Here is a 17,036-nt window from a genome sequence, read left to right on the forward strand (position 1 = left end):
AATCGAGGAGCAAGTAGTCTAGGTCGCCCCACTCAACATCGTTGAAGAAGTTATTAAGCATCTTCCCGAGCATTGGTCCACGCCAGATGACTGGAGCGTTATCTTCTACAAAGAAGCCCATCGAAATCACTTTCACGCCGAAACGCTCGACAGGAATGATTTTCTCGCCACGGACGACCGGCCGCTCTTCAATCCCGAGCATGTCAGGTACACTGAAGCCGTAAATATCCGCATCAATCAATCCGACCTTCTTCCCTGCCCGCGCTAGCGCGACTGCCAAGTTGACCGAGACTGTCGATTTCCCGACGCCACCTTTGCCCGAAGCAATCGCAATGAATGTCGTGCCAGCATTTTCACGGAGAATAGCAGGCTTCGTCGCTTCTTTCAAACTTTCGTCATTGAGCGCCTCGAAGCGAAGACCGACCGTCTTGAATCCTTTTCCTTTCAGCAACGTGACAATCTCTTGTTGAAGTTGGAGTTGCTCGCCGCTCCCGGTTTGACCGAGTGCCACTTTTACACTGACATAATCTTCTTTAATGCGAATATCCTTCACGCCAGCTGTATCTCCAAGCGTACGGTTGATTGTTGGATCGATCAACCCCGCCAATTCTTCACGAACTTGTTCTACTGTAAGCATGTGGTTTCCCCCTAATTTCTGTCTCGCTAACAGTATATCAAAAAAAGCGTTTTCTTGAGGGAATGGAAACCAACAATTTCATGAGCAACAAAAAAACTCTCTACCCCGATGGGCAGAGAGTTTGAACCAAATTGTTCGAAGATTAACGCTTCGAGAATTGTGGTGCGCGACGTGCAGCTTTAAGACCGTATTTTTTACGTTCTTTCATGCGAGCGTCACGAGTCAAGAAGCCTTTTTCTTTGAGGCTTGGACGGAATTCTGGGTCCGCTTGAAGAAGCGCACGCGATACGCCGTGGCGAATTGCTCCAGCTTGTCCAGTGAATCCACCACCGTTAACGTTAACGATTACATCGTATTTACCTTCTGTTTCAGTCAATACGAGTGGTGATTTTGCCATCATGATCAAAGTCTCATGTCCGAAGTATTCTGAAATATCACGGCCATTTACAACAACTTTGCCGTCACCTGCAACGAGGTGAACGCGAGCCACCGAGTGTTTGCGGCGGCCTGTTCCGTAGTAACGTACATCTGCCATCGTTTAGTTCCTCCCTGTGTCCCGATTAACCGCGAAGTTCGTAAACTTCTGGTTTTTGTGCTGCGTGGTTGTGCTCAGCTCCAGCGTAAACGTGGAGTTTAGTGAATGATTGACGACCAAGTGATCCTTTTGGAAGCATCCCTTTGATTGCGAGTTCAAGCATACGCTCTGGGCGTTTTGCGAGAAGCTCTTTTGCAGTTTGTGATTTCAAACCGCCTGGATGACCTGAATGACGGTAGTAAATCTTGTCGTTCATTTTGTTACCAGTCAAGTGGATTTTCTCAGCGTTGATGATGATGACGTGGTCTCCGCAATCAACGTTTGGTGTGAAAGTCGGCTTGTGCTTACCGCGAAGAAGTGATGCTACTTCACTAGTCAAACGACCAAGTGTTTTGCCTTCTGCGTCGATAAGGAGCCATTTGCGTTCTACTTCAGATGCTTTTGCCATGAATGTCGTGCGCATGTGGAATACCTCCTAAAATGTCTGTTTGCTTAATTTTTTTAGTGCTTGTTTGATGCTTTATCATAATCCTAGTTTACGGGGCTAAGATTGTGGTTCATCTCTCAATGTGAAAATGAAATGCCAATGAATATAATACGATTTTATAGGGGGAATGTCAATCTACTTTTTCATAATTCACATTCCACAAGTATAGACCGTGCGGTGGGGCTGTAATCCCAGCGCTACGCCGGTCTTTTGAGGCGAGCATCCGGCTCACGTCTGCCGGCTCATATTTCCCACGCCCGACCTCTAACAACGTCCCTACCATAATACGGACTTGGTTATAAAGAAAGCCCGAGCCGACGAAACGAATATACATCTCATCGCCCGCTTCGACGAGCTCCGCTTCATAGATTGTGCGGACACGATCCTCTACCTCAGCCTTCGTCACTGAAAAGGAGGTGAAGTCGTGAGTCCCGACGAGCATGCGTAGCGCCTGTCGGATCCGCTCATGGTCGAGCGTGTACGTGACCGTTACAGCATGGTGGCGCCGGAACGGGTCCGCGTCGCTTCGGAAGAAATAGCGATACTCTTTCCGTTTTGCCCCGTAACGCGCGTGAAACGACGTATCGACCTCTTCGGCGGACCGGACAAGAATATCATCGGGCAACATTGCATTCAGCGCTTTGACGAACCGGTCGGCTGGCATAGCGAGGTGCGTATCGAAGTGTAGCACTTGCCCCCGAGCATGCACACGGGCGTCCGTACGACCCGAGGCCACTACTTTGACGGTCTGACTATGCATCCGCGCCAGCACACCCTCCACTTCGGCTTGAACCGTATTTCCGTTCGGTTGGACCTGATAACCGGCATAGTTCGTTCCATCATACGCAATCGTCAATTTAATTCGCTTCATCCTATCCCTCGCAATCCAATCAAGATGAGTGTGATGACCACGAAGATGATGAGTAACACCGTGTCACGACGGTGCCACGTCATCTCACGCAAGCGCGTCCGTCCTTCACCCCCACGGTACCCGCGGGCCTCCATTGCCGTAGCGAGGTCCTCAGCACGTTTAAACGCCGACACAAACAATGGGATCATAAGCGGGACGACTGCCTTCAAGCGATCCTTGAGCGGACCGCTCTTCAAATCGACGCCTCGCGCCTGCTGAGCCTTCATGATACGATCGGTCTCGTCGGCCAAGGTCGGAAGGAACCGGAGCGAGATCGACAGCATGAGGGCGATCTCATGGGCAGGCACTCGGAATCGTTCGAGGGGGCGGAGCCCTGCTTCAATCGAATCGGTCAGTTCCATCGGTGTTGTCGTCAGTGTGACGAGTGTCGTCAACATGACGAGATAGAAGAAGCGGAGCGAGACGATCAAGCCCATCCGGACGCCTTCCGAATAAATCGCGAACGGACCGAATGCAATCAACTCCGTCCCGTCCCGGTTAAAGAACAGTTGCAACAACAGTGTAAAAATGATGAGGAATAAAATCATCTTCAATCCATTCCATAAATACCGCCATGACAATTGAGACAGTCTCACGGCGAACAAGGTAAAGCCGAGCAAGAACACGTTCGTCCATAAGTTATCAGCCAAAAAGACGATTGGAATGAAGCCGAGGATGAACAACGTCTTGGCTCGCGCATCAAGTGTATGGAGCCATGAATGTCCGGGAATGTACTGTCCGATGATCATGTCGCTCTCCCCTTTCTCAATTCGAGCGCGATCCAGTCCGCCAATTCGCCTTCGGTCCGTAAGGCCGGTGTCGCGACACCGAACGCAGGGGCAAGCTCACTCGCGAAACGAAGCACATGTGGGATTTCAAGCTGGAGCCCTTTGACAAGCGCCTCATCTTTGAACAAGTCAAATGGATTCCCATCAAAGGCGACCTCGCCCCGTTCCATGACGACGACTCGTTCTGCGTACGCTAACACGTCGTCCATATCGTGCGAAACGAGAATGAGCGTCAAATCGAGTTCTTGTTTTAGCCGTTTGAATAGCGCCAGCATCTCACGACGGCCGAGCGGGTCGAGTCCAGCCGTCGGCTCATCTACGACGAGAACATCAGGTCGACTAGCGAGCACGCCGGCAATGGCGACGCGACGCATCTGTCCGCCCGAGAGATCGAACGGGGAACGGCCCCATAACGTTTCATCCAGGCCGACGAGGCGTAACGCAGCATGAGCCCGCTCTTTCGCTTCGTCTTCAGACGCCCCAAAGTTTCGTGGACCAAACATGACGTCGCGTTCGACCGTCTCTTCAAATAGTTGATGCTCCGGATATTGAAAGACGAGCCCAACGCGGCGCCGAAGCGGTAGCAGGCTTTGCTTTTTGTCGCGACGCTTCGTAATCGCACGGACTTCGATGTCATCGACGACGACACGCCCTTTTGTCGGTCGCAGCAGTCCGTTCATATGTTGGACGAGCGTTGACTTGCCTGACCCAGTATGGCCAAGAAACGCAACAAGCGCCCCCGACGGAATCATTACATTCACATCGCGCAGCGCGGTTCGTTCAAACGGAGTATTCAATTGATATTGGTAAGTCACTTCTTCAATGCTAATCGGCATAGATGGTTCACCAACTCCGAATGTTGTAGCATCAGACGATCGAGTGGTATGCCCCGTTCCTTCAGTTCGAGTTGCATCCGGACAATAAACGGTACGTCGAGCTGGATAGCTCGTAACGCCTCCGGATTCTGAAACACGTCTTCGGGTGTGCCGGTCATCGCAATCTTGCCTTTTGACAATGCAATGATACGGTCGGCAAACAACACTTCGTCGAGCTCGTGGGTAATGGCGACAACGGTCATCCCTTCTGAGACGAGCTGTTGTACCGTTTCAATCACCTCTTTGCGCCCAATCGGGTCGAGCATTGAGGTAGCTTCATCGAGCACGAGGACATGCGGGCGCATTGCGAGTGCCGAAGCAATCGCAACGCGCTGCTTTTGTCCACCGGATAACTGATGCGGTTCACGGTCCGCTAGTTCCGATAATCCAACGCGCGCTAGACTGTCATCAATTCGACGAACCATTTCTTGACGTGGAAGTCCCATGTTTTCGAGAGAAAATGCCACATCATCGCGCACGGTCGCCCCGACAAACTGGTTGTCAGGATTTTGGAAGACGACACCGATCCGTTTCCGAACGTCCCACACGTCTGTGGCGTCCGTTGGATCGAGTGTCTCAACCCGGACTTCTCCTTCTTGAGGAAGCAAAAGCCCATTCCACAACTTCGTCAAAGTCGACTTGCCAGAACCGTTATGGCCAACGATAGCGAGCCATTCCCCTTTGTATACGTCGAGTGACAGCCCGTTTAAGGCTGGCTCGATTTGTCCCGGGTAACGAAACACGATATCGCGTACCATAATTTGAGATTCCATCTGCCGACTCCTTTCCGATGTGGAAACAGGGCAATACGTCACCGCATGCCCTGTTGACTGCCTAATGAATTAGACGAGTTCGATGATTACGACTTCTGCACCGTCACCGCGGCGTGGGCCGACTTTCATGATGCGTGTGTATCCACCTTGACGTTCAGCGTAGCGTGGTGCCACGTCTTCGAACAATTTTTGGATTGCGTCTTTTTCTCCAGCGTTCTCTTTACGAACGAATGAAGCTACTTGACGACGGGCATGAAGATCGCCACGTTTCCCAAGAGTGATCAATTTTTCAACGACTGGGCGAAGTTCCTTCGCTTTTTGTTCAGTTGTTTGAATGCGCTCGTTGATAATAAGGTCAGTTGCAAGATCACGTAAAAGTGCCTTACGTTGTGAGCTTGTACGGCCGAGTTTCGAATAAGCCATTACATTTCCCTCCTTCGGTTGAACTTAGTCTTCTTTACGCAAGCCCAAACCGAGCTCGTCCAACTTGAGTTGAACTTCTTCGAGTGATTTACGTCCGAGGTTACGAACTTTCATCATCTCTTCCTCTGATTTGTTTGCGAGTTCTTGAACAGTGTTGATGCCCGCGCGCTTCAAGCAGTTGTACGAACGAACTGAGAGATCGAGTTCTTCGATCGTCATTTCGAGTACTTTTTCTTTTTGGTCTTCTTCTTTCTCGACCATAATTTCTGCATTGAGAGCCTCGTCAGTCAAGCCAACAAAGATGTTCAAGTGTTCTGTCAAAATTTTCGCCCCGAGCGATACCGCTTCTTCCGGACGGATTGAACCATCTGTCCACACGTCTAATAGAAGCTTATCGAAGCTAGCATCTTGACCGACACGTGTTTTATCTACTTCGTAGTTCACGCGTTGAATCGGTGTGTAGATCGAATCGATTGGAATAACGCCAATCGGCATATCATCACGTTTGTTATCTTCTGCCTGGACGTAACCACGACCACGGCGAGCAGTCAAACGCATGCGAAGCGTCGCGTTGTCAGCGAGAGTCGCGATGTGGAGCTCAGGATTCAAGATTTCAACGTCGCTATCATGGGTAATGTCTGCCGCAGTGACAGCACCGGCACTTGAAACGTTAATCTCAAGCGTTTTCTCTTCGTCCGAGTACACTTTGAGAGCCAACTTCTTGAGGTTTAATACGATTTGCGTGACGTCTTCGACGACTCCGTCAATCGTAGAGAACTCATGAAGAACGCCATCGATTTGAACCGCTGTTACCGCTGCACCAGGGAGCGATGACAAAAGAATTCGACGTAGTGAGTTGCCGAGAGTAGTGCCATATCCACGTTCAAGCGGTTCCACCACGAATTTACCAAACGTAGCATCCTCGCTGATTTCGACCGTTTCGATCTTTGGTTTTTCAATCTCGATCATCTGAACCCCTCCTTGAGTGTATCCTGCCATGCAGCGCGAGCTGCATTGTATATGCTGTTTGTGCTAGGTAAGCCCTTCACACGCACAAGCGATTATACGCGGCGACGTTTCGGAGGGCGGCAACCGTTGTGCGGAACTGGTGTTACGTCACGGATTGCAGTTACTTCAAGACCAGTAGCTTGGAGGGCACGGATAGCCGCTTCACGTCCAGCACCAGGACCTTTAACGTTAACTTCTACTGTACGCATACCGTTGTCCATTGCAACTTTCGCTGCAGTTTCAGCAGCCAATTGTGCTGCGAACGGAGTCGATTTACGTGATCCTTTAAATCCAAGGTTACCAGAAGTAGCCCATGAGATCGCGTTACCTTGCGTGTCAGTGATTGTAATGATTGTGTTGTTGAATGTAGAGCGGATGTGTACCACACCGACTTCAACATGTTTTTTGACTTTACGTTTTGAACGTACATTTTGCTTACGTTTCGCCATTGTTCAATTCCCTCCTTTACTTCTTCTTGTTCGCTACTGTACGGCGTGGGCCTTTACGAGTACGCGAGTTGTTCTTCGTGTTTTGTCCGCGAACAGGGAGACTACGACGGTGACGAACACCGCGATATGCGCCGATCTCGATCAAACGTTTAATGTTGAGTGAAACTTCACGGCGAAGGTCACCTTCAACTTTAATTCCGTCAATTGCTTCACGGATACGGTTGATTTCGTCTTCTGTAAGATCACGTGTGCGTGAATCTTCAGATACGTTTGCAGCCTTCAAAATTTCTTGTGCTCTTGTTTTACCAATACCAAAGATGTATGTGAGCGAAATAACGATACGTTTTTCGCGTGGAATATCTACACCAGCAATACGTGCCATGTGTGCACCTCCTCTTAGATTAACCTTGTTTTTGTTTGTGTTTCGGGTTTTCGCAAATTACCATTACTTTACCCTTACGACGAATAACTTTACATTTTTCGCAGATCGGTTTTACCGACGGTCTTACTTTCATGATTATACCCTCCTCCTGGAAAAATCGGAGTTACTTGTAACGGTACGTAATCCGCCCGCGAGTCAAGTCGTACGGAGACAACTCGACAGTTACGCGGTCACCTGGAAGGATTCGAATGTAGTGCATCCGAATTTTCCCTGAGACGTGCGCGAGCACCGTGTGGCCGTTTTCTAACTCCACTTTAAACATTGCGTTTGGAAGTGGTTCGACAACAGTGCCTTCCACTTCAATGACATCTTGTTTCGCCATCATTTATTCCCCTTTCTATATGAAGATATTTAGGAGCACAGACGATCTATCGCATTGTACTGTGAGAGAAGGATCCGTAACGGATCAGCACGAAGCAATAGAGCCTCATTCACCGGAATCGAGTTTCGTTAAAATCTCGTATCCATCGTCTGTGATGGCGATGGTGTGCTCAAAGTGGGCGCACATGCTACCGTCCACTGTCACAACTGTCCAGTTGTCAGCCAGTGTCCGAACATAGCGTTGACCAGCGTTGACCATTGGTTCAATGGCTAACGTCATTCCAGTCTTCAGGCGCGGCCCTTTCCCCGGTGGACCATAGTGCGGAATTTGCGGTTCTTCATGCAAATTTTGTCCGACACCATGACCGACGTATTCGCGGACGACAGAGAAATCATGAGATTCCACATACGCTTGAATCGCATGCGAAATGTCTGTCAAACGCTGTCCAGCCTTAGCGTGCTCCAATCCTTTATACAGACTTTCTTCAGTCACGTCAAGTAACTGCTGTGTCTCTTCCGAGATTGTTCCCACTGGATACGTCCAAGCGGAATCTCCATGGTATCCGTTATAGTAGGCACCGATGTCGATCGAGATGATATCCCCATCGTTCAATACCCGTTTTCCGGGAATCCCATGAACAAGCTCTTCGTTCACTGAAGCACAAACGCTACCGGTAAACCCGTTATAGCCTTTGAACGACGGTGTCGCACCTTGGCTGCGAATGTATTCTTCCGCGATCCGGTCGAGCTCAAGCGTCGTAATACCTGGTTTGATGTGCTCTTTGAGCACCTGGTGTGTTCGAGCAACAATTTGCCCAGCCTCACGCATAATCGCTATTTCACGAGGCGTCTTCGTGATGATCATTCAGTACCACCGAGTAACGCTTTGACATCGGCGTATACGACATCGATTGGACGATCTCCATCCAATGTACGAAGATACCCTTTTTCAGCGTAAAAGTCAATGAGTGGTTTCGATTGCTCGATGTTGACGTCAAGGCGACGGCGGACCGTTTCCTCTTTATCGTCTTCACGTTGCATGAGAGCCGACCCATCCACATCACAGATGCCTTCCACTTTAGGTGGGTTGAAGATCACGTGATATGTCGCACCACACGTCGGGCAGATCCAACGACCTGTCAAACGCGGGACGAGAATTTCCGCATCCACATCGATATTCACGACATGGTCAATCTGTTTTCCCAAATCTTTAAGCAAACTTTCGAGTGCCTCTGCTTGAGCAACAGTACGCGGGAATCCATCGAGCAGGAAGCCGTTTTTCGTATCATCTTGACTCAAGCGTTCGCGTACGATTCCGATTGTTACCTCATCCGGTACGAGTTCGCCTTTATCCATGAACGATTTTGCTTCTTTGCCGAGTGGCGTTCCGCCTTTGATTGCCGCACGAAACATGTCGCCTGTCGAAATGTGTGGGATTTGGTACTCTTCAACGATTTTAGCCGCTTGAGTCCCTTTCCCTGCACCCGGTAAGCCCATGAGTACTAGATTCATCTCAGTTAGCCTCCAGTTTTGATTTTCACAACACGTCGTAAACACGACAGGAAGGAAGGGTGTACCCTTCCTTCCGCTTTAACGGATAAAGCCTTTGTAGTGTCGTTTTACGAGTTGACTCTCGATTTGTTTCATCGTTTCGAGGGCTACCCCGATAACGATCAACAAGCTCGTTCCTCCGATTTGCACCGAAGTTGGGAGACCGGCAAGCTTAATGAAGATTGTCGGCATGATCGCTACGAGCGATAAGAAAATCGCTCCGAAGAAAGTCAATCGATAAAGCAACTTCGTGATGTACTGTTCTGTTTGCGCCCCAGGACGAATCCCAGGAATATAGCCACCTTGCTTCTGCAGGTTTTCTGCCATCTGTTCAGGGTTTACCTGAATGAATGTATAGAAGTAAGCGAACGCGATGATGAGCGCTACGTAGATCGACATTCCGATTGGAGACGTCGTATCGAAGTAAGTCTGCAACTTCTGCGTCGTTTCCGGAGAAGCAATGAAGCTTGCAACAGTTGGTGGTGTCACCATGAAGGAAATCGCGAAGATGACCGGGATGACACCGGCAGCGTTTAGTTTGATTGGCAAATGCGTTGACTGTCCGCCCACAGGGGTACGGTTCGCCGTGCGTTTTGCGTATTGAATCGGAATTTTGCGAGCGGCCTGTTGAACATAAATGATCCCCATGGTCACCGCAAGAATGACGAGCAATAGCACAACCAAGTAAACGATGTTAATGAATAACGCGTCTCCAGCATTTTGGAGCTTCGTTTCATAAATCTGCGTAAAGATTCTTGGGAACCCAGCGACGATACCGGCGAAGATAATGATGGAAATACCATTCCCAACACCTTTCTCCGTCGTCATCTCACCAAGGAACATCAAGAACGCCGTACCTGCAGTCAGCACGATCGCGATCACGAAATAGGTTGCCGTGCCCCACGTCTCGTTGACGAGACCTGGATAGAGGCGGTTAAACCCGAACGACAATGACGTCGCTTGGATAAACCCTAACATGATCGTCCCATAGCGCGTGACCGTCGCTAGCTTTTTACGCCCAGACTCGCCTTGTTTTGCCCATTCGGCAAACTTCGGAACGACGTCCATTTGTAAGAGCTGCACAACGATCGATGCCGTGATGTACGGCATGATCCCCATTGCGAACAGGGAGAAGTTCTGTAAAGCATTTCCTCCAAACAAGTTCAAGAAGTCTAAAAGACCACCTGAGTCAAAACGCAACACATCCGTATTCACCATCGGCACCGGGATATGGGCCCCGATGCGGAAAATGATGATGATTGCGAGTGTGAAGAGAATACGCTGTCGAATATCTTTCACGCGCCACATATTGGAGATCGTCTGAAACATCAGATCACCTCAACTGAACCGCCAGCTGCTTCGATCGCTTCTTTCGCTGCACCCGAGAATTTGTTGGCTTTTACAGTCAATTTTGTTTCAAGCTTGCCGTTAGCAAGTACTTTGATTCCGTCTTTAGCAGAGCTGACAACACCAGTCTCAATTAAGAGTTCTGGAGTAACTTCAGTACCTGCCTCGAAACGGTTAAGCGTGTCTAGGGAAACAACTGCATACTCTTTACGAGTAGGGTTGTTGAAACCGCGTTTTGGAAGACGACGGTAAAGTGGGTTTTGCCCACCTTCGAATCCTGGACGAACGCCACCGCCCGAACGAGCTTTTTGACCTTTATGTCCACGGCCAGAAGTTTTACCGTTACCAGTCGCCATACCGCGACCGACACGGTTGCGTTCGTGACGCGAACCTGGAGTTGGCTTCAATTCATGGAGTTTCATAGTGGCACCTCCTTATTTAGTAAGATCTTTATTATTCGTTGATTTCGTTTACAGTCACAAGGTGCGACACTTTTTTGATCATACCGCGCATCGCTACGTTGTCAGGGACAACGACAGTCTGATGCATTTTACGAAGACCAAGTGTACGTACTGTTACACGCTGATCTTCCGGACGACCAATAGTGCTGCGTGTGAGGGTGATTGCGAGTTTCGCCATGTCTAATTCCCTCCCTTATTTAAGAAGTTCTTCTACGCTTTTACCGCGTAGTTTAGCAACTTCCTCTGCTTTTTTAAGCTCTGTCAAGCCTTTAACCGTCGCGCGGACGATGTTGATTGGTGTGTTAGATCCAAGCGATTTCGAAAGGATGTCACCTACACCTGCGAGTTCGAGCACTGCACGAACTGGACCACCAGCGATAACCCCAGTACCTTCAGAAGCTGGTTTCATGAATACACGACCTGCTCCGAATACTCCTGTGATTTCGTGTGGAATTGTTGTACCGACCATCGGTACTTGAACCATGTTTTTCTTAGCGGCTTCAATAGCCTTGCGGATCGCTTCTGGCACCTCTTGTGCCTTACCTGTACCGAAACCGACGTGACCATTTTTGTCACCTACGACGACGAGAGCGGCGAAACGGAAGCGACGGCCACCTTTCACGACTTTCGCGACGCGGTTTACGGTAACAACGCGTTCTTCAAGTTGTTCCATGTTAACGTCTAACTGGCGCATCGAGTGTCCCCTCCTTTTTGTTAGAATTTAAGACCTGCTTCACGAGCTGCTTCAGCAACAGCTTTGACGCGGCCATGATAGAGGTATCCACCACGGTCGAACACAACAGTGTCGATACCTTTCTCGAGTGCACGTTCAGCTGCAAGTTTACCAACAGCTTTCGCTGCTTCAACGTTGCCGCCGTTTGTAAGATCGAGAGCTTTATCTTTCGAAGATGCTGACACAAGCGTTGTTTGTGCTGCATCATCGATGAGTTGAACGTAGATGTGCTTGCTCGAGCGGAATACGTTCAAACGTGGACGAGCTGCTGTCCCCGTGATCGTACGACGTACACGAGCATGACGTTTCTTACGAACTGCATTTTTGTCTGCTTTTGTGATCATTTATGCCACTCCTTTCCGTTCATTTCGTGACGAATTACTTACCAGTCTTACCTTCTTTACGGCGAATACGTTCATCAGAGTAACGAACACCTTTACCTTTGTAAGGTTCTGGAGCACGGTACGAGCGGATTTGAGCTGCAACGTGACCGACGCGCTCTTTGTTAATCCCTTTAACGACGATTTGCGTGTTTGAAGGAACTTCGATCTCGATACCTTCTTCAGCAACGTACTCGATTGGGTGCGAGTAACCGAGGCTGAGGACGAGTTTGTTACCTTGCTTAGCTGCACGGTAACCAACCCCTGAGATCTCAAGTGTTTTCTGGAATCCGTTAGACACACCTTCCACCATGTTGGCGATAAGGGCACGTGTCGTCCCGTGGATCGTACGGTTCTCTTTCGAGTCATCCGGACGAACGACGTTCAATTCGTTCTCTTCAACTTTGATTTCCAAGGCTGGGTTAGCTGAAAGCGAAAGTTCACCTTTAGCACCTTTTACTGTGACCGTGTTGTCTTCTGCAACCGTGACAGTAACGCCAGCTGGAATCGTAACTGGTTTTTTACCAATACGTGACATTGATTACACCTCCGTTCTTGTTAGAAAAGTGACTTACCAGATGTAGGCGAGCACTTCGCCGCCGACTTGTTGTTGGCGAGCTTCTTTATCAGTCATAAGACCTTTTGATGTCGAAAGAACTGCGATACCGAGTCCTCCGAGTACTTTTGGTACTTCATCAGCTTTTGCGTATACACGAAGACCTGGTTTCGAAATGCGTTTGAGACCAGTGATAACACGTTCGTTGCTTGCTCCGTATTTAAGGAACAGACGAAGTGTACCTTGCTTAGCGTCCTCGATATATTCAACATCGCGAATGAAACCTTCACGCTTGAGGATCTCTGCAACCTCACGTTTGATATTAGAAGCTGGAAGCTCTAATTTTTCATGGCGAACCATGTTAGCGTTACGGATACGTGTAAGCATATCTGCAATTGGGTCTGTCATTACCATGCGATGTACCTCCTTTCACACTGTTAGTGGATTACCAGCTTGCTTTTTTAACACCAGGGATTTGACCTTTGTATGCAAGATCACGGAACTTGATACGGCTGATCCCGAATTTACCCATGTAACCATGTGGACGACCTGTGATACGGCAACGGTTATGAAGACGTACAGGTGAAGAGTTACGTGGCAATTTGCTGAGTCCGATGTAGTCGCCTTCAGCTTTCAATTGTGCACGTTTCTCAGCGTACTGGGCAACGAGTTTCTCGCGTTTGTGTTCGCGATTCACCATTGACTTTTTAGCCATGTTGTCGACCTCCCTTTAGATTATTTTTGGAATGGCATTCCGAGAAGTGTGAGCAATTCACGAGCTTCTTCGTCTGTGTTCGCTGTTGTAACAACAACGATGTCCATACCGCGTACTTTCGTTACTTTATCGTAATCGATCTCAGGGAAAATAAGTTGCTCTTTCACACCAAGCGTGTAGTTACCGCGTCCGTCGAATGCTTTCTTCGATACACCGCGGAAGTCACGTACACGTGGAAGTGAAACAGTTACCAATTTGTCGAGGAAATCGTACATACGCTCGCCACGAAGAGTAACCTTCGCACCGATTGGCATGCCTTCACGAAGTTTGAAACCAGCGATTGATTTCTTAGCCTTCGTTACGAGTGGTTTTTGACCAGAAAGAATTGATAATTCTTCCACTGCCATGTCAAGAGCCTTCGAGTTCGAAACAGCGTCACCTACACCCATGTTGATGACGATCTTGTCGACCTGTGGGACTTGCATGACTGAGTCATAGTTGAATTTATCCATCATCGCTTTCACGATGTCGCTTTTATACTTCTCTTGCAAACGGTTCATAGTCGAATGGACCTCCTTTCGTCACGTTCTTCTTATTTATCGAGTACTTCGCCCGATTTCGCGACACGAACTTTTTTACCATCGACTACTTTGAAACCAACGCGAGTCGGTTTGCCCGTTTTAGGGTCGAGTGGCATGACGTTCGAGACGTGAATTGGTGCTTCGATTTCAAGGATACCGCCTTGTGGATTCGCTTGTGATGGTTTCGAGTGTTTTTTAATCACGTTGATACCTTCTACGACTACGCGGTTCTTGCTTGGCATAGCTTTGAGGATAACCCCTTGCTTGCCTTTATCTTTACCAGACATTACCTGGACTGTATCGCCTTTTTTAACATGCATCGTTTTGCGCACCTCCTTATAGGATTGAAATTGGAAATTAAAGTACTTCCGGTGCCAACGAAACGATCTTCATGAATTCTTTTTCACGAAGTTCACGTGCAACTGGCCCGAAGATCCGAGTGCCGCGTGGGCTCTTGTCATCTTTGATGATGACTGCTGCGTTCTCATCGAAACGGATGTACGAACCATCTTTACGACGAGCGCCGCGTTTTGTACGAACGACAACTGCTCTGACAACGTCACCTTTTTTAACAACGCCACCTGGTGTTGCTTGTTTTACCGTCGCGACGATGATGTCACCGATGTTGGCAGTCTTACGACCTGAACCACCGAGGACTTTAATTGTCAACAGTTCACGCGCGCCAGAGTTGTCTGCTACTTTCAAGCGAGATTCTTGTTGAATCATGCGAGTGTACCTCCCTCCGGATGTTTATAGATCCGAACTGTTATTAGATGATTACTGATTCTTCTACTACTGTTACGAGACGGAAACGTTTGTCTTTAGAAAGCGGACGTGTTTCCGCGATGCGGACGACATCGCCGATTTTAGCGACATTGTTCTCATCGTGCGCTTTAAATTTCTTCGTGTAGTTTACACGTTTGCCATAAAGCTTATGACGTACTTTTGTTTCAACTGCAACGACGATCGTTTTGTCCATTTTGTCAGACACGACGCGTCCAGTGAGTACTTTACGCTTATTGCGTTCCATGAGTGTTACCTCCTCTTAAAGAATCCGATTAGATTAGCCGTTGTTGATGCCGAGTTCGCGTTCACGAAGAATCGTTTTAGCACGCGCAATCGACTTGCGTACTTCACGGATACGAGCAGGATTCTCAAGCTGACCTGTAGCTAATTGGAAACGAAGGTTAAAGAGTTCTTCTTTCCACTCGCCTACTTTACCGTTGAGCTCTTCAGTTGTTGATTGACGGAGATCAGTTGCTTTCATTCGTATCACCACCATTTTCTTCACGTTTCACGAACTTACATTTCACTGGAAGTTTGTGCGCTGCAAGACGAAGTGCCTCACGTGCAACTTCCTCAGATACACCCGCGATTTCGAACATTACTTTGCCAGGCTTAACTACAGCTACCCAGCCTTCTGGAGCACCTTTACCCGAACCCATTCGGACTTCGAGAGGCTTTTTCGTGTATGGTTTGTGTGGGAAGATCTTGATCCACACTTTACCACCACGTTTCATATAACGTGTCATTGCGATACGTGCTGATTCGATTTGACGGTTTGTGATCCAGCTCGCTTCGAGCGATTGGAGACCGAATTCACCGAAATGTACTGTTGTGCCGCGTTTTGCATTTCCGCGCATTTTACCACGGTGTACACGACGATATTTCACGCGTTTAGGTAACAACATAGTGTGTTGCCTCCTTCCTGAAAGAGTGTTTATTATTCAGCGTTTTTAGCTGTGTTGTTTTTTGTTGGAAGAACTTCACCATGGTACAACCAGACTTTAATTCCGATTTTACCATAAGTTGTGTCAGCTTCAGCTGTTCCGTAATCGATATCGGCACGGAGTGTGTGAAGTGGAACTGTTCCTTCCGAGTACTTCTCTGAACGAGCGATATCAGCGCCACCAAGACGACCAGAAACTTCTGTTTTGATCCCTTTGATGCCAGTGCGCATCGAACGTTGGATTGATTGTTTCATTGCACGACGGAATGACACACGGCCTTCCAATTGACGAGCGATGTTTTCAGCAACAAGTTTAGCGACAGCGTCCGCGTTTTTCACTTCAACAACGTTGATGTGAACACGTTTGCCTTCAGCAAGCTTGATGATGTTTTTGCGGAGTGACTCGATTTCCGAACCACCCTTACCGATAACCATACCTGGTTTCGCAGTGTGAAGCGAAATGTTCACGCGATTTGCAGCGCGTTCGATTTCTACTTTAGAAATACTAGCATCCTTCATTTTGTTTTCGATGTATTCACGAATAACGAAGTCTTCATGAAGGAGATCTGCGTAGTCTTTCTCAGCGTACCAACGCGAATCCCAGTCTTTGATAATACCAACGCGAAGACCGTGCGGATTTACCTTTTGACCCACTACATATCCCTCCTTATTTCTCAGTTACCACGATGTGGATGTGGCTTGTGCGTTTGTTAATACGGCTTGCGCGACCCATCGCACGTGGGCGGAAGCGTTTGAGTGTTGGACCTTCGTTGACGTAGATTTCCGACACCACAAGGTTCTCAATATTCATATCGTAGTTGTGCTCTGCGTTTGCAATCGCTGACTTCAATACTTTTTCAACGATTGGCGACGCTGCCTTGTTCGTGTGAGCAAGGACAGAGAGCGCTTCGCCGACTTGTTTCCCGCGAATTAAGTCTACAACGAGACGTGCTTTGCGAGGAGCAAGACGGACCATATTAGCTGATGCTTTAGCTTGCATGGATTTGACCTCCCCTCAAATTACCGTTTCGTTTTCTTGTCTGATCCGTGACCTTTGTACGTGCGTGTTGGAGCGAATTCACCAAGTTTGTGACCGACCATGTCTTCTGTCACGAATACTGGTACGTGTTTACGACCATCGTGTACACCGAACGTGTGACCCATGAATTCTGGGAAGATTGTCGAGCGACGTGACCAAGTTTTGATGACTTGCTTCTCACCAGATTCGTTGAGTTTGTCAACTTTAGCGAGCAAATGGTGATCTGCGAATGGACCTTTTTTCAAGCTGCGACCCATGATAGAACCTCCCTTTGGAATGATTCGGGAACGGCTCTT

Annotated in this window: 32 protein-coding genes (1 of these 32 cut by a window edge); all 32 read right to left on the reverse strand. The window is 48.5% G+C overall.

The window, feature by feature from the left end; genetic code table 11:
• A protein-coding gene (locus AC13H5_RS14565; protein ID WP_021066632.1) for an Mrp/NBP35 family ATP-binding protein crosses the window boundary here: on the reverse strand, window positions 1-637 show its 5' portion. 395 nt of this gene lie to the left of the window's left edge; only the first 637 of its 1,032 coding nucleotides appear in the window; it begins with the start codon at window positions 635-637; the stop codon falls past the left edge of the window.
• A gap of 142 nt (window positions 638-779) precedes the next feature.
• Window positions 780-1,172: a 30S ribosomal protein S9 gene (gene rpsI / locus AC13H5_RS14570; protein ID WP_021066631.1), complete on the reverse strand. Its 393-nt coding sequence runs from the start codon at window positions 1,170-1,172 to the stop codon at window positions 780-782.
• Between the two features lie 25 nt (window positions 1,173-1,197).
• Window positions 1,198-1,635: a 50S ribosomal protein L13 gene (rplM, locus tag AC13H5_RS14575; protein WP_034781675.1), complete on the reverse strand. Its 438-nt coding sequence runs from the start codon at window positions 1,633-1,635 to the stop codon at window positions 1,198-1,200.
• 154 nt (window positions 1,636-1,789) lie between these two features.
• Window positions 1,790-2,530 carry a tRNA pseudouridine(38-40) synthase TruA gene (truA, locus tag AC13H5_RS14580; protein ID WP_034781678.1) on the reverse strand — a complete coding sequence of 247 codons (741 nt, stop codon included), beginning with the start codon at window positions 2,528-2,530 and terminating at the stop codon, window positions 1,790-1,792.
• The gene (locus AC13H5_RS14585; RefSeq protein ID WP_034781681.1) at window positions 2,527-3,318 is read right to left on the reverse strand and encodes an energy-coupling factor transporter transmembrane component T family protein; all 792 of its coding nucleotides are present in this window, start codon (window positions 3,316-3,318) and stop codon (window positions 2,527-2,529) included. Before AC13H5_RS14585 ends, truA begins: the two co-directional genes overlap by 4 nt.
• Window positions 3,315-4,193: an energy-coupling factor transporter ATPase gene (locus AC13H5_RS14590; RefSeq protein WP_034781683.1), complete on the reverse strand. Its 879-nt coding sequence runs from the start codon at window positions 4,191-4,193 to the stop codon at window positions 3,315-3,317. Before AC13H5_RS14590 ends, AC13H5_RS14585 begins: the two co-directional genes overlap by 4 nt.
• The gene (locus AC13H5_RS14595) at window positions 4,169-5,005 is read right to left on the reverse strand and encodes an energy-coupling factor transporter ATPase (protein ID WP_483546100.1); all 837 of its coding nucleotides are present in this window, start codon (window positions 5,003-5,005) and stop codon (window positions 4,169-4,171) included. Before AC13H5_RS14595 ends, AC13H5_RS14590 begins: the two co-directional genes overlap by 25 nt.
• Window positions 5,006-5,074: 69 nt before the next feature.
• Entirely contained in the window at window positions 5,075-5,428 is a 354-nt protein-coding gene (rplQ, locus tag AC13H5_RS14600; RefSeq protein WP_012727650.1) for a 50S ribosomal protein L17, read from the reverse strand.
• A gap of 24 nt (window positions 5,429-5,452) precedes the next feature.
• Complete coding sequence (locus tag AC13H5_RS14605; RefSeq protein ID WP_021066625.1) at window positions 5,453-6,397, reverse strand: DNA-directed RNA polymerase subunit alpha; 945 nt, start codon at window positions 6,395-6,397, stop codon at window positions 5,453-5,455.
• Window positions 6,398-6,489: 92 nt separating this feature from the next.
• The gene (rpsK, locus tag AC13H5_RS14610; RefSeq protein ID WP_021066624.1) at window positions 6,490-6,885 is read right to left on the reverse strand and encodes a 30S ribosomal protein S11; all 396 of its coding nucleotides are present in this window, start codon (window positions 6,883-6,885) and stop codon (window positions 6,490-6,492) included.
• 16 nt (window positions 6,886-6,901) lie between these two features.
• A complete protein-coding gene (gene rpsM / locus AC13H5_RS14615; RefSeq protein WP_024372197.1) occupies window positions 6,902-7,267 on the reverse strand; it encodes a 30S ribosomal protein S13 in 366 nt (121 codons plus the stop codon).
• 19 nt (window positions 7,268-7,286) lie between these two features.
• The gene (gene rpmJ / locus AC13H5_RS14620; RefSeq protein WP_003156543.1) at window positions 7,287-7,400 is read right to left on the reverse strand and encodes a 50S ribosomal protein L36; all 114 of its coding nucleotides are present in this window, start codon (window positions 7,398-7,400) and stop codon (window positions 7,287-7,289) included.
• A 30-nt stretch (window positions 7,401-7,430) separates the two neighbouring features.
• On the reverse strand, window positions 7,431-7,649 hold the full coding sequence (gene infA, locus AC13H5_RS14625) for a translation initiation factor IF-1 (protein ID WP_021066622.1): 219 nt from the start codon (window positions 7,647-7,649) through the stop codon (window positions 7,431-7,433).
• Window positions 7,650-7,754: 105 nt separating this feature from the next.
• A complete protein-coding gene (map, locus tag AC13H5_RS14630; RefSeq protein ID WP_034781687.1) occupies window positions 7,755-8,513 on the reverse strand; it encodes a type I methionyl aminopeptidase in 759 nt (252 codons plus the stop codon).
• The gene (locus AC13H5_RS14635) at window positions 8,510-9,160 is read right to left on the reverse strand and encodes an adenylate kinase (RefSeq protein ID WP_029594431.1); all 651 of its coding nucleotides are present in this window, start codon (window positions 9,158-9,160) and stop codon (window positions 8,510-8,512) included. The genes map and AC13H5_RS14635 overlap by 4 nt, the downstream gene beginning before the upstream one ends.
• Before the next feature lie 78 nt (window positions 9,161-9,238).
• Window positions 9,239-10,528 (reverse strand): preprotein translocase subunit SecY, encoded by a 1,290-nt coding sequence (gene secY, locus AC13H5_RS14640; protein WP_034781688.1) that lies wholly within the window; start codon window positions 10,526-10,528, stop codon window positions 9,239-9,241.
• The gene (gene rplO, locus AC13H5_RS14645; RefSeq protein ID WP_021066618.1) at window positions 10,528-10,968 is read right to left on the reverse strand and encodes a 50S ribosomal protein L15; all 441 of its coding nucleotides are present in this window, start codon (window positions 10,966-10,968) and stop codon (window positions 10,528-10,530) included. The genes secY and rplO overlap by 1 nt, the downstream gene beginning before the upstream one ends.
• A 31-nt stretch (window positions 10,969-10,999) precedes the next feature.
• Window positions 11,000-11,185, reverse strand: a complete 186-nt coding sequence (gene rpmD, locus AC13H5_RS14650) for a 50S ribosomal protein L30 (RefSeq protein WP_021066617.1) — start codon at window positions 11,183-11,185, stop codon at window positions 11,000-11,002.
• A 15-nt stretch (window positions 11,186-11,200) separates the two neighbouring features.
• Window positions 11,201-11,701, reverse strand: coding sequence for a 30S ribosomal protein S5 (gene rpsE / locus AC13H5_RS14655; protein ID WP_021066616.1), 501 nt, complete (start codon window positions 11,699-11,701; stop codon window positions 11,201-11,203).
• Window positions 11,702-11,721: 20 nt separating this feature from the next.
• Window positions 11,722-12,084 (reverse strand): 50S ribosomal protein L18, encoded by a 363-nt coding sequence (rplR, locus tag AC13H5_RS14660; protein WP_012727661.1) that lies wholly within the window; start codon window positions 12,082-12,084, stop codon window positions 11,722-11,724.
• 34 nt (window positions 12,085-12,118) lie between these two features.
• A complete protein-coding gene (gene rplF, locus AC13H5_RS14665) occupies window positions 12,119-12,658 on the reverse strand; it encodes a 50S ribosomal protein L6 (protein ID WP_034781691.1) in 540 nt (179 codons plus the stop codon).
• Between the two features lie 33 nt (window positions 12,659-12,691).
• The gene (rpsH, locus tag AC13H5_RS14670) at window positions 12,692-13,090 is read right to left on the reverse strand and encodes a 30S ribosomal protein S8 (protein WP_021066614.1); all 399 of its coding nucleotides are present in this window, start codon (window positions 13,088-13,090) and stop codon (window positions 12,692-12,694) included.
• Between the two features lie 31 nt (window positions 13,091-13,121).
• Window positions 13,122-13,391, reverse strand: a complete 270-nt coding sequence (gene rpsN / locus AC13H5_RS14675; RefSeq protein ID WP_034781694.1) for a 30S ribosomal protein S14 — start codon at window positions 13,389-13,391, stop codon at window positions 13,122-13,124.
• Window positions 13,392-13,411: 20 nt separating this feature from the next.
• Entirely contained in the window at window positions 13,412-13,951 is a 540-nt protein-coding gene (gene rplE / locus AC13H5_RS14680) for a 50S ribosomal protein L5 (RefSeq protein ID WP_016508927.1), read from the reverse strand.
• Window positions 13,952-13,983: 32 nt separating this feature from the next.
• Window positions 13,984-14,292 carry a 50S ribosomal protein L24 gene (gene rplX, locus AC13H5_RS14685; RefSeq protein ID WP_021066612.1) on the reverse strand — a complete coding sequence of 103 codons (309 nt, stop codon included), beginning with the start codon at window positions 14,290-14,292 and terminating at the stop codon, window positions 13,984-13,986.
• A gap of 37 nt (window positions 14,293-14,329) precedes the next feature.
• Entirely contained in the window at window positions 14,330-14,698 is a 369-nt protein-coding gene (gene rplN, locus AC13H5_RS14690; protein ID WP_012727667.1) for a 50S ribosomal protein L14, read from the reverse strand.
• A 43-nt stretch (window positions 14,699-14,741) separates the two neighbouring features.
• Complete coding sequence (gene rpsQ, locus AC13H5_RS14695) at window positions 14,742-15,002, reverse strand: 30S ribosomal protein S17 (protein ID WP_021066611.1); 261 nt, start codon at window positions 15,000-15,002, stop codon at window positions 14,742-14,744.
• A gap of 33 nt (window positions 15,003-15,035) precedes the next feature.
• Complete coding sequence (gene rpmC, locus AC13H5_RS14700; RefSeq protein ID WP_012727669.1) at window positions 15,036-15,239, reverse strand: 50S ribosomal protein L29; 204 nt, start codon at window positions 15,237-15,239, stop codon at window positions 15,036-15,038.
• Window positions 15,226-15,663, reverse strand: coding sequence for a 50S ribosomal protein L16 (gene rplP / locus AC13H5_RS14705; RefSeq protein ID WP_016508922.1), 438 nt, complete (start codon window positions 15,661-15,663; stop codon window positions 15,226-15,228). Before rplP ends, rpmC begins: the two co-directional genes overlap by 14 nt.
• A gap of 32 nt (window positions 15,664-15,695) precedes the next feature.
• Window positions 15,696-16,355: a 30S ribosomal protein S3 gene (gene rpsC, locus AC13H5_RS14710; RefSeq protein WP_034781696.1), complete on the reverse strand. Its 660-nt coding sequence runs from the start codon at window positions 16,353-16,355 to the stop codon at window positions 15,696-15,698.
• A 13-nt stretch (window positions 16,356-16,368) separates the two neighbouring features.
• A complete protein-coding gene (rplV, locus tag AC13H5_RS14715; RefSeq protein ID WP_034781699.1) occupies window positions 16,369-16,701 on the reverse strand; it encodes a 50S ribosomal protein L22 in 333 nt (110 codons plus the stop codon).
• A gap of 20 nt (window positions 16,702-16,721) precedes the next feature.
• On the reverse strand, window positions 16,722-16,997 hold the full coding sequence (gene rpsS, locus AC13H5_RS14720; protein ID WP_012727673.1) for a 30S ribosomal protein S19: 276 nt from the start codon (window positions 16,995-16,997) through the stop codon (window positions 16,722-16,724).
• Window positions 16,998-17,036: the final 39 nt, after the last annotated feature.

Source organism: Exiguobacterium sp. FD-YE-25-4 (assembly GCF_057004685.1).

Coding starts and splice junctions, on each gene's coding strand:
- rpmD (WP_021066617.1), bottom strand. CDS start 11,185: ATGGCGAAACTCGCAATCACCCTCACACGCAGCACTATTGGTCGTCCG.
- rpmC (WP_012727669.1), bottom strand. CDS start 15,239: ATGAAAGCAACTGATCTCCGTCAATCAACAACTGAAGAGCTCAACGGT.
- AC13H5_RS14595 (WP_483546100.1), bottom strand. CDS start 5,005: ATGGAATCTCAAATTATGGTACGCGATATCGTGTTTCGTTACCCGGGA.
- rplQ (WP_012727650.1), bottom strand. CDS start 5,428: ATGGCTTATTCGAAACTCGGCCGTACAAGCTCACAACGTAAGGCACTT.
- rpsN (WP_034781694.1), bottom strand. CDS start 13,391: ATGGCTAAAAAGTCAATGGTGAATCGCGAACACAAACGCGAGAAACTC.
- rpsH (WP_021066614.1), bottom strand. CDS start 13,090: ATGGTAATGACAGACCCAATTGCAGATATGCTTACACGTATCCGTAAC.
- rplV (WP_034781699.1), bottom strand. CDS start 16,701: ATGCAAGCTAAAGCATCAGCTAATATGGTCCGTCTTGCTCCTCGCAAA.
- rpsS (WP_012727673.1), bottom strand. CDS start 16,997: ATGGGTCGCAGCTTGAAAAAAGGTCCATTCGCAGATCACCATTTGCTC.
- map (WP_034781687.1), bottom strand. CDS start 8,513: ATGATCATCACGAAGACGCCTCGTGAAATAGCGATTATGCGTGAGGCT.
- rplO (WP_021066618.1), bottom strand. CDS start 10,968: ATGAAACTCCATGAATTGAAGCCAACTCCAGGTTCGCGTCACGAACGC.
- rplR (WP_012727661.1), bottom strand. CDS start 12,084: ATGATCACAAAAGCAGACAAAAATGCAGTTCGTAAGAAACGTCATGCT.
- AC13H5_RS14590 (WP_034781683.1), bottom strand. CDS start 4,193: ATGCCGATTAGCATTGAAGAAGTGACTTACCAATATCAATTGAATACT.
- rpsE (WP_021066616.1), bottom strand. CDS start 11,701: ATGCGCCAGTTAGACGTTAACATGGAACAACTTGAAGAACGCGTTGTT.
- rpsQ (WP_021066611.1), bottom strand. CDS start 15,002: ATGGAACGCAATAAGCGTAAAGTACTCACTGGACGCGTCGTGTCTGAC.
- truA (WP_034781678.1), bottom strand. CDS start 2,530: ATGAAGCGAATTAAATTGACGATTGCGTATGATGGAACGAACTATGCC.
- AC13H5_RS14585 (WP_034781681.1), bottom strand. CDS start 3,318: ATGATCATCGGACAGTACATTCCCGGACATTCATGGCTCCATACACTT.
- infA (WP_021066622.1), bottom strand. CDS start 7,649: ATGGCGAAACAAGATGTCATTGAAGTGGAAGGCACTGTTGTCGAACCA.
- rplE (WP_016508927.1), bottom strand. CDS start 13,951: ATGAACCGTTTGCAAGAGAAGTATAAAAGCGACATCGTGAAAGCGATG.
- AC13H5_RS14635 (WP_029594431.1), bottom strand. CDS start 9,160: ATGAATCTAGTACTCATGGGCTTACCGGGTGCAGGGAAAGGGACTCAA.
- AC13H5_RS14605 (WP_021066625.1), bottom strand. CDS start 6,397: ATGATCGAGATTGAAAAACCAAAGATCGAAACGGTCGAAATCAGCGAG.
- secY (WP_034781688.1), bottom strand. CDS start 10,528: ATGTTTCAGACGATCTCCAATATGTGGCGCGTGAAAGATATTCGACAG.
- rpsK (WP_021066624.1), bottom strand. CDS start 6,885: ATGGCGAAACGTAAGCAAAATGTACGTTCAAAACGTAAAGTCAAAAAA.
- rplM (WP_034781675.1), bottom strand. CDS start 1,635: ATGCGCACGACATTCATGGCAAAAGCATCTGAAGTAGAACGCAAATGG.
- rplP (WP_016508922.1), bottom strand. CDS start 15,663: ATGTTGTTACCTAAACGCGTGAAATATCGTCGTGTACACCGTGGTAAA.
- rplX (WP_021066612.1), bottom strand. CDS start 14,292: ATGCATGTTAAAAAAGGCGATACAGTCCAGGTAATGTCTGGTAAAGAT.
- rplF (WP_034781691.1), bottom strand. CDS start 12,658: ATGTCACGTATTGGTAAAAAACCAGTTACGATTCCAGCTGGCGTTACT.
- rpsM (WP_024372197.1), bottom strand. CDS start 7,267: ATGGCACGTATTGCTGGTGTAGATATTCCACGCGAAAAACGTATCGTT.
- rpsI (WP_021066631.1), bottom strand. CDS start 1,172: ATGGCAGATGTACGTTACTACGGAACAGGCCGCCGCAAACACTCGGTG.
- rplN (WP_012727667.1), bottom strand. CDS start 14,698: ATGATTCAACAAGAATCTCGCTTGAAAGTAGCAGACAACTCTGGCGCG.
- rpmJ (WP_003156543.1), bottom strand. CDS start 7,400: ATGAAAGTAAGACCGTCGGTAAAACCGATCTGCGAAAAATGTAAAGTT.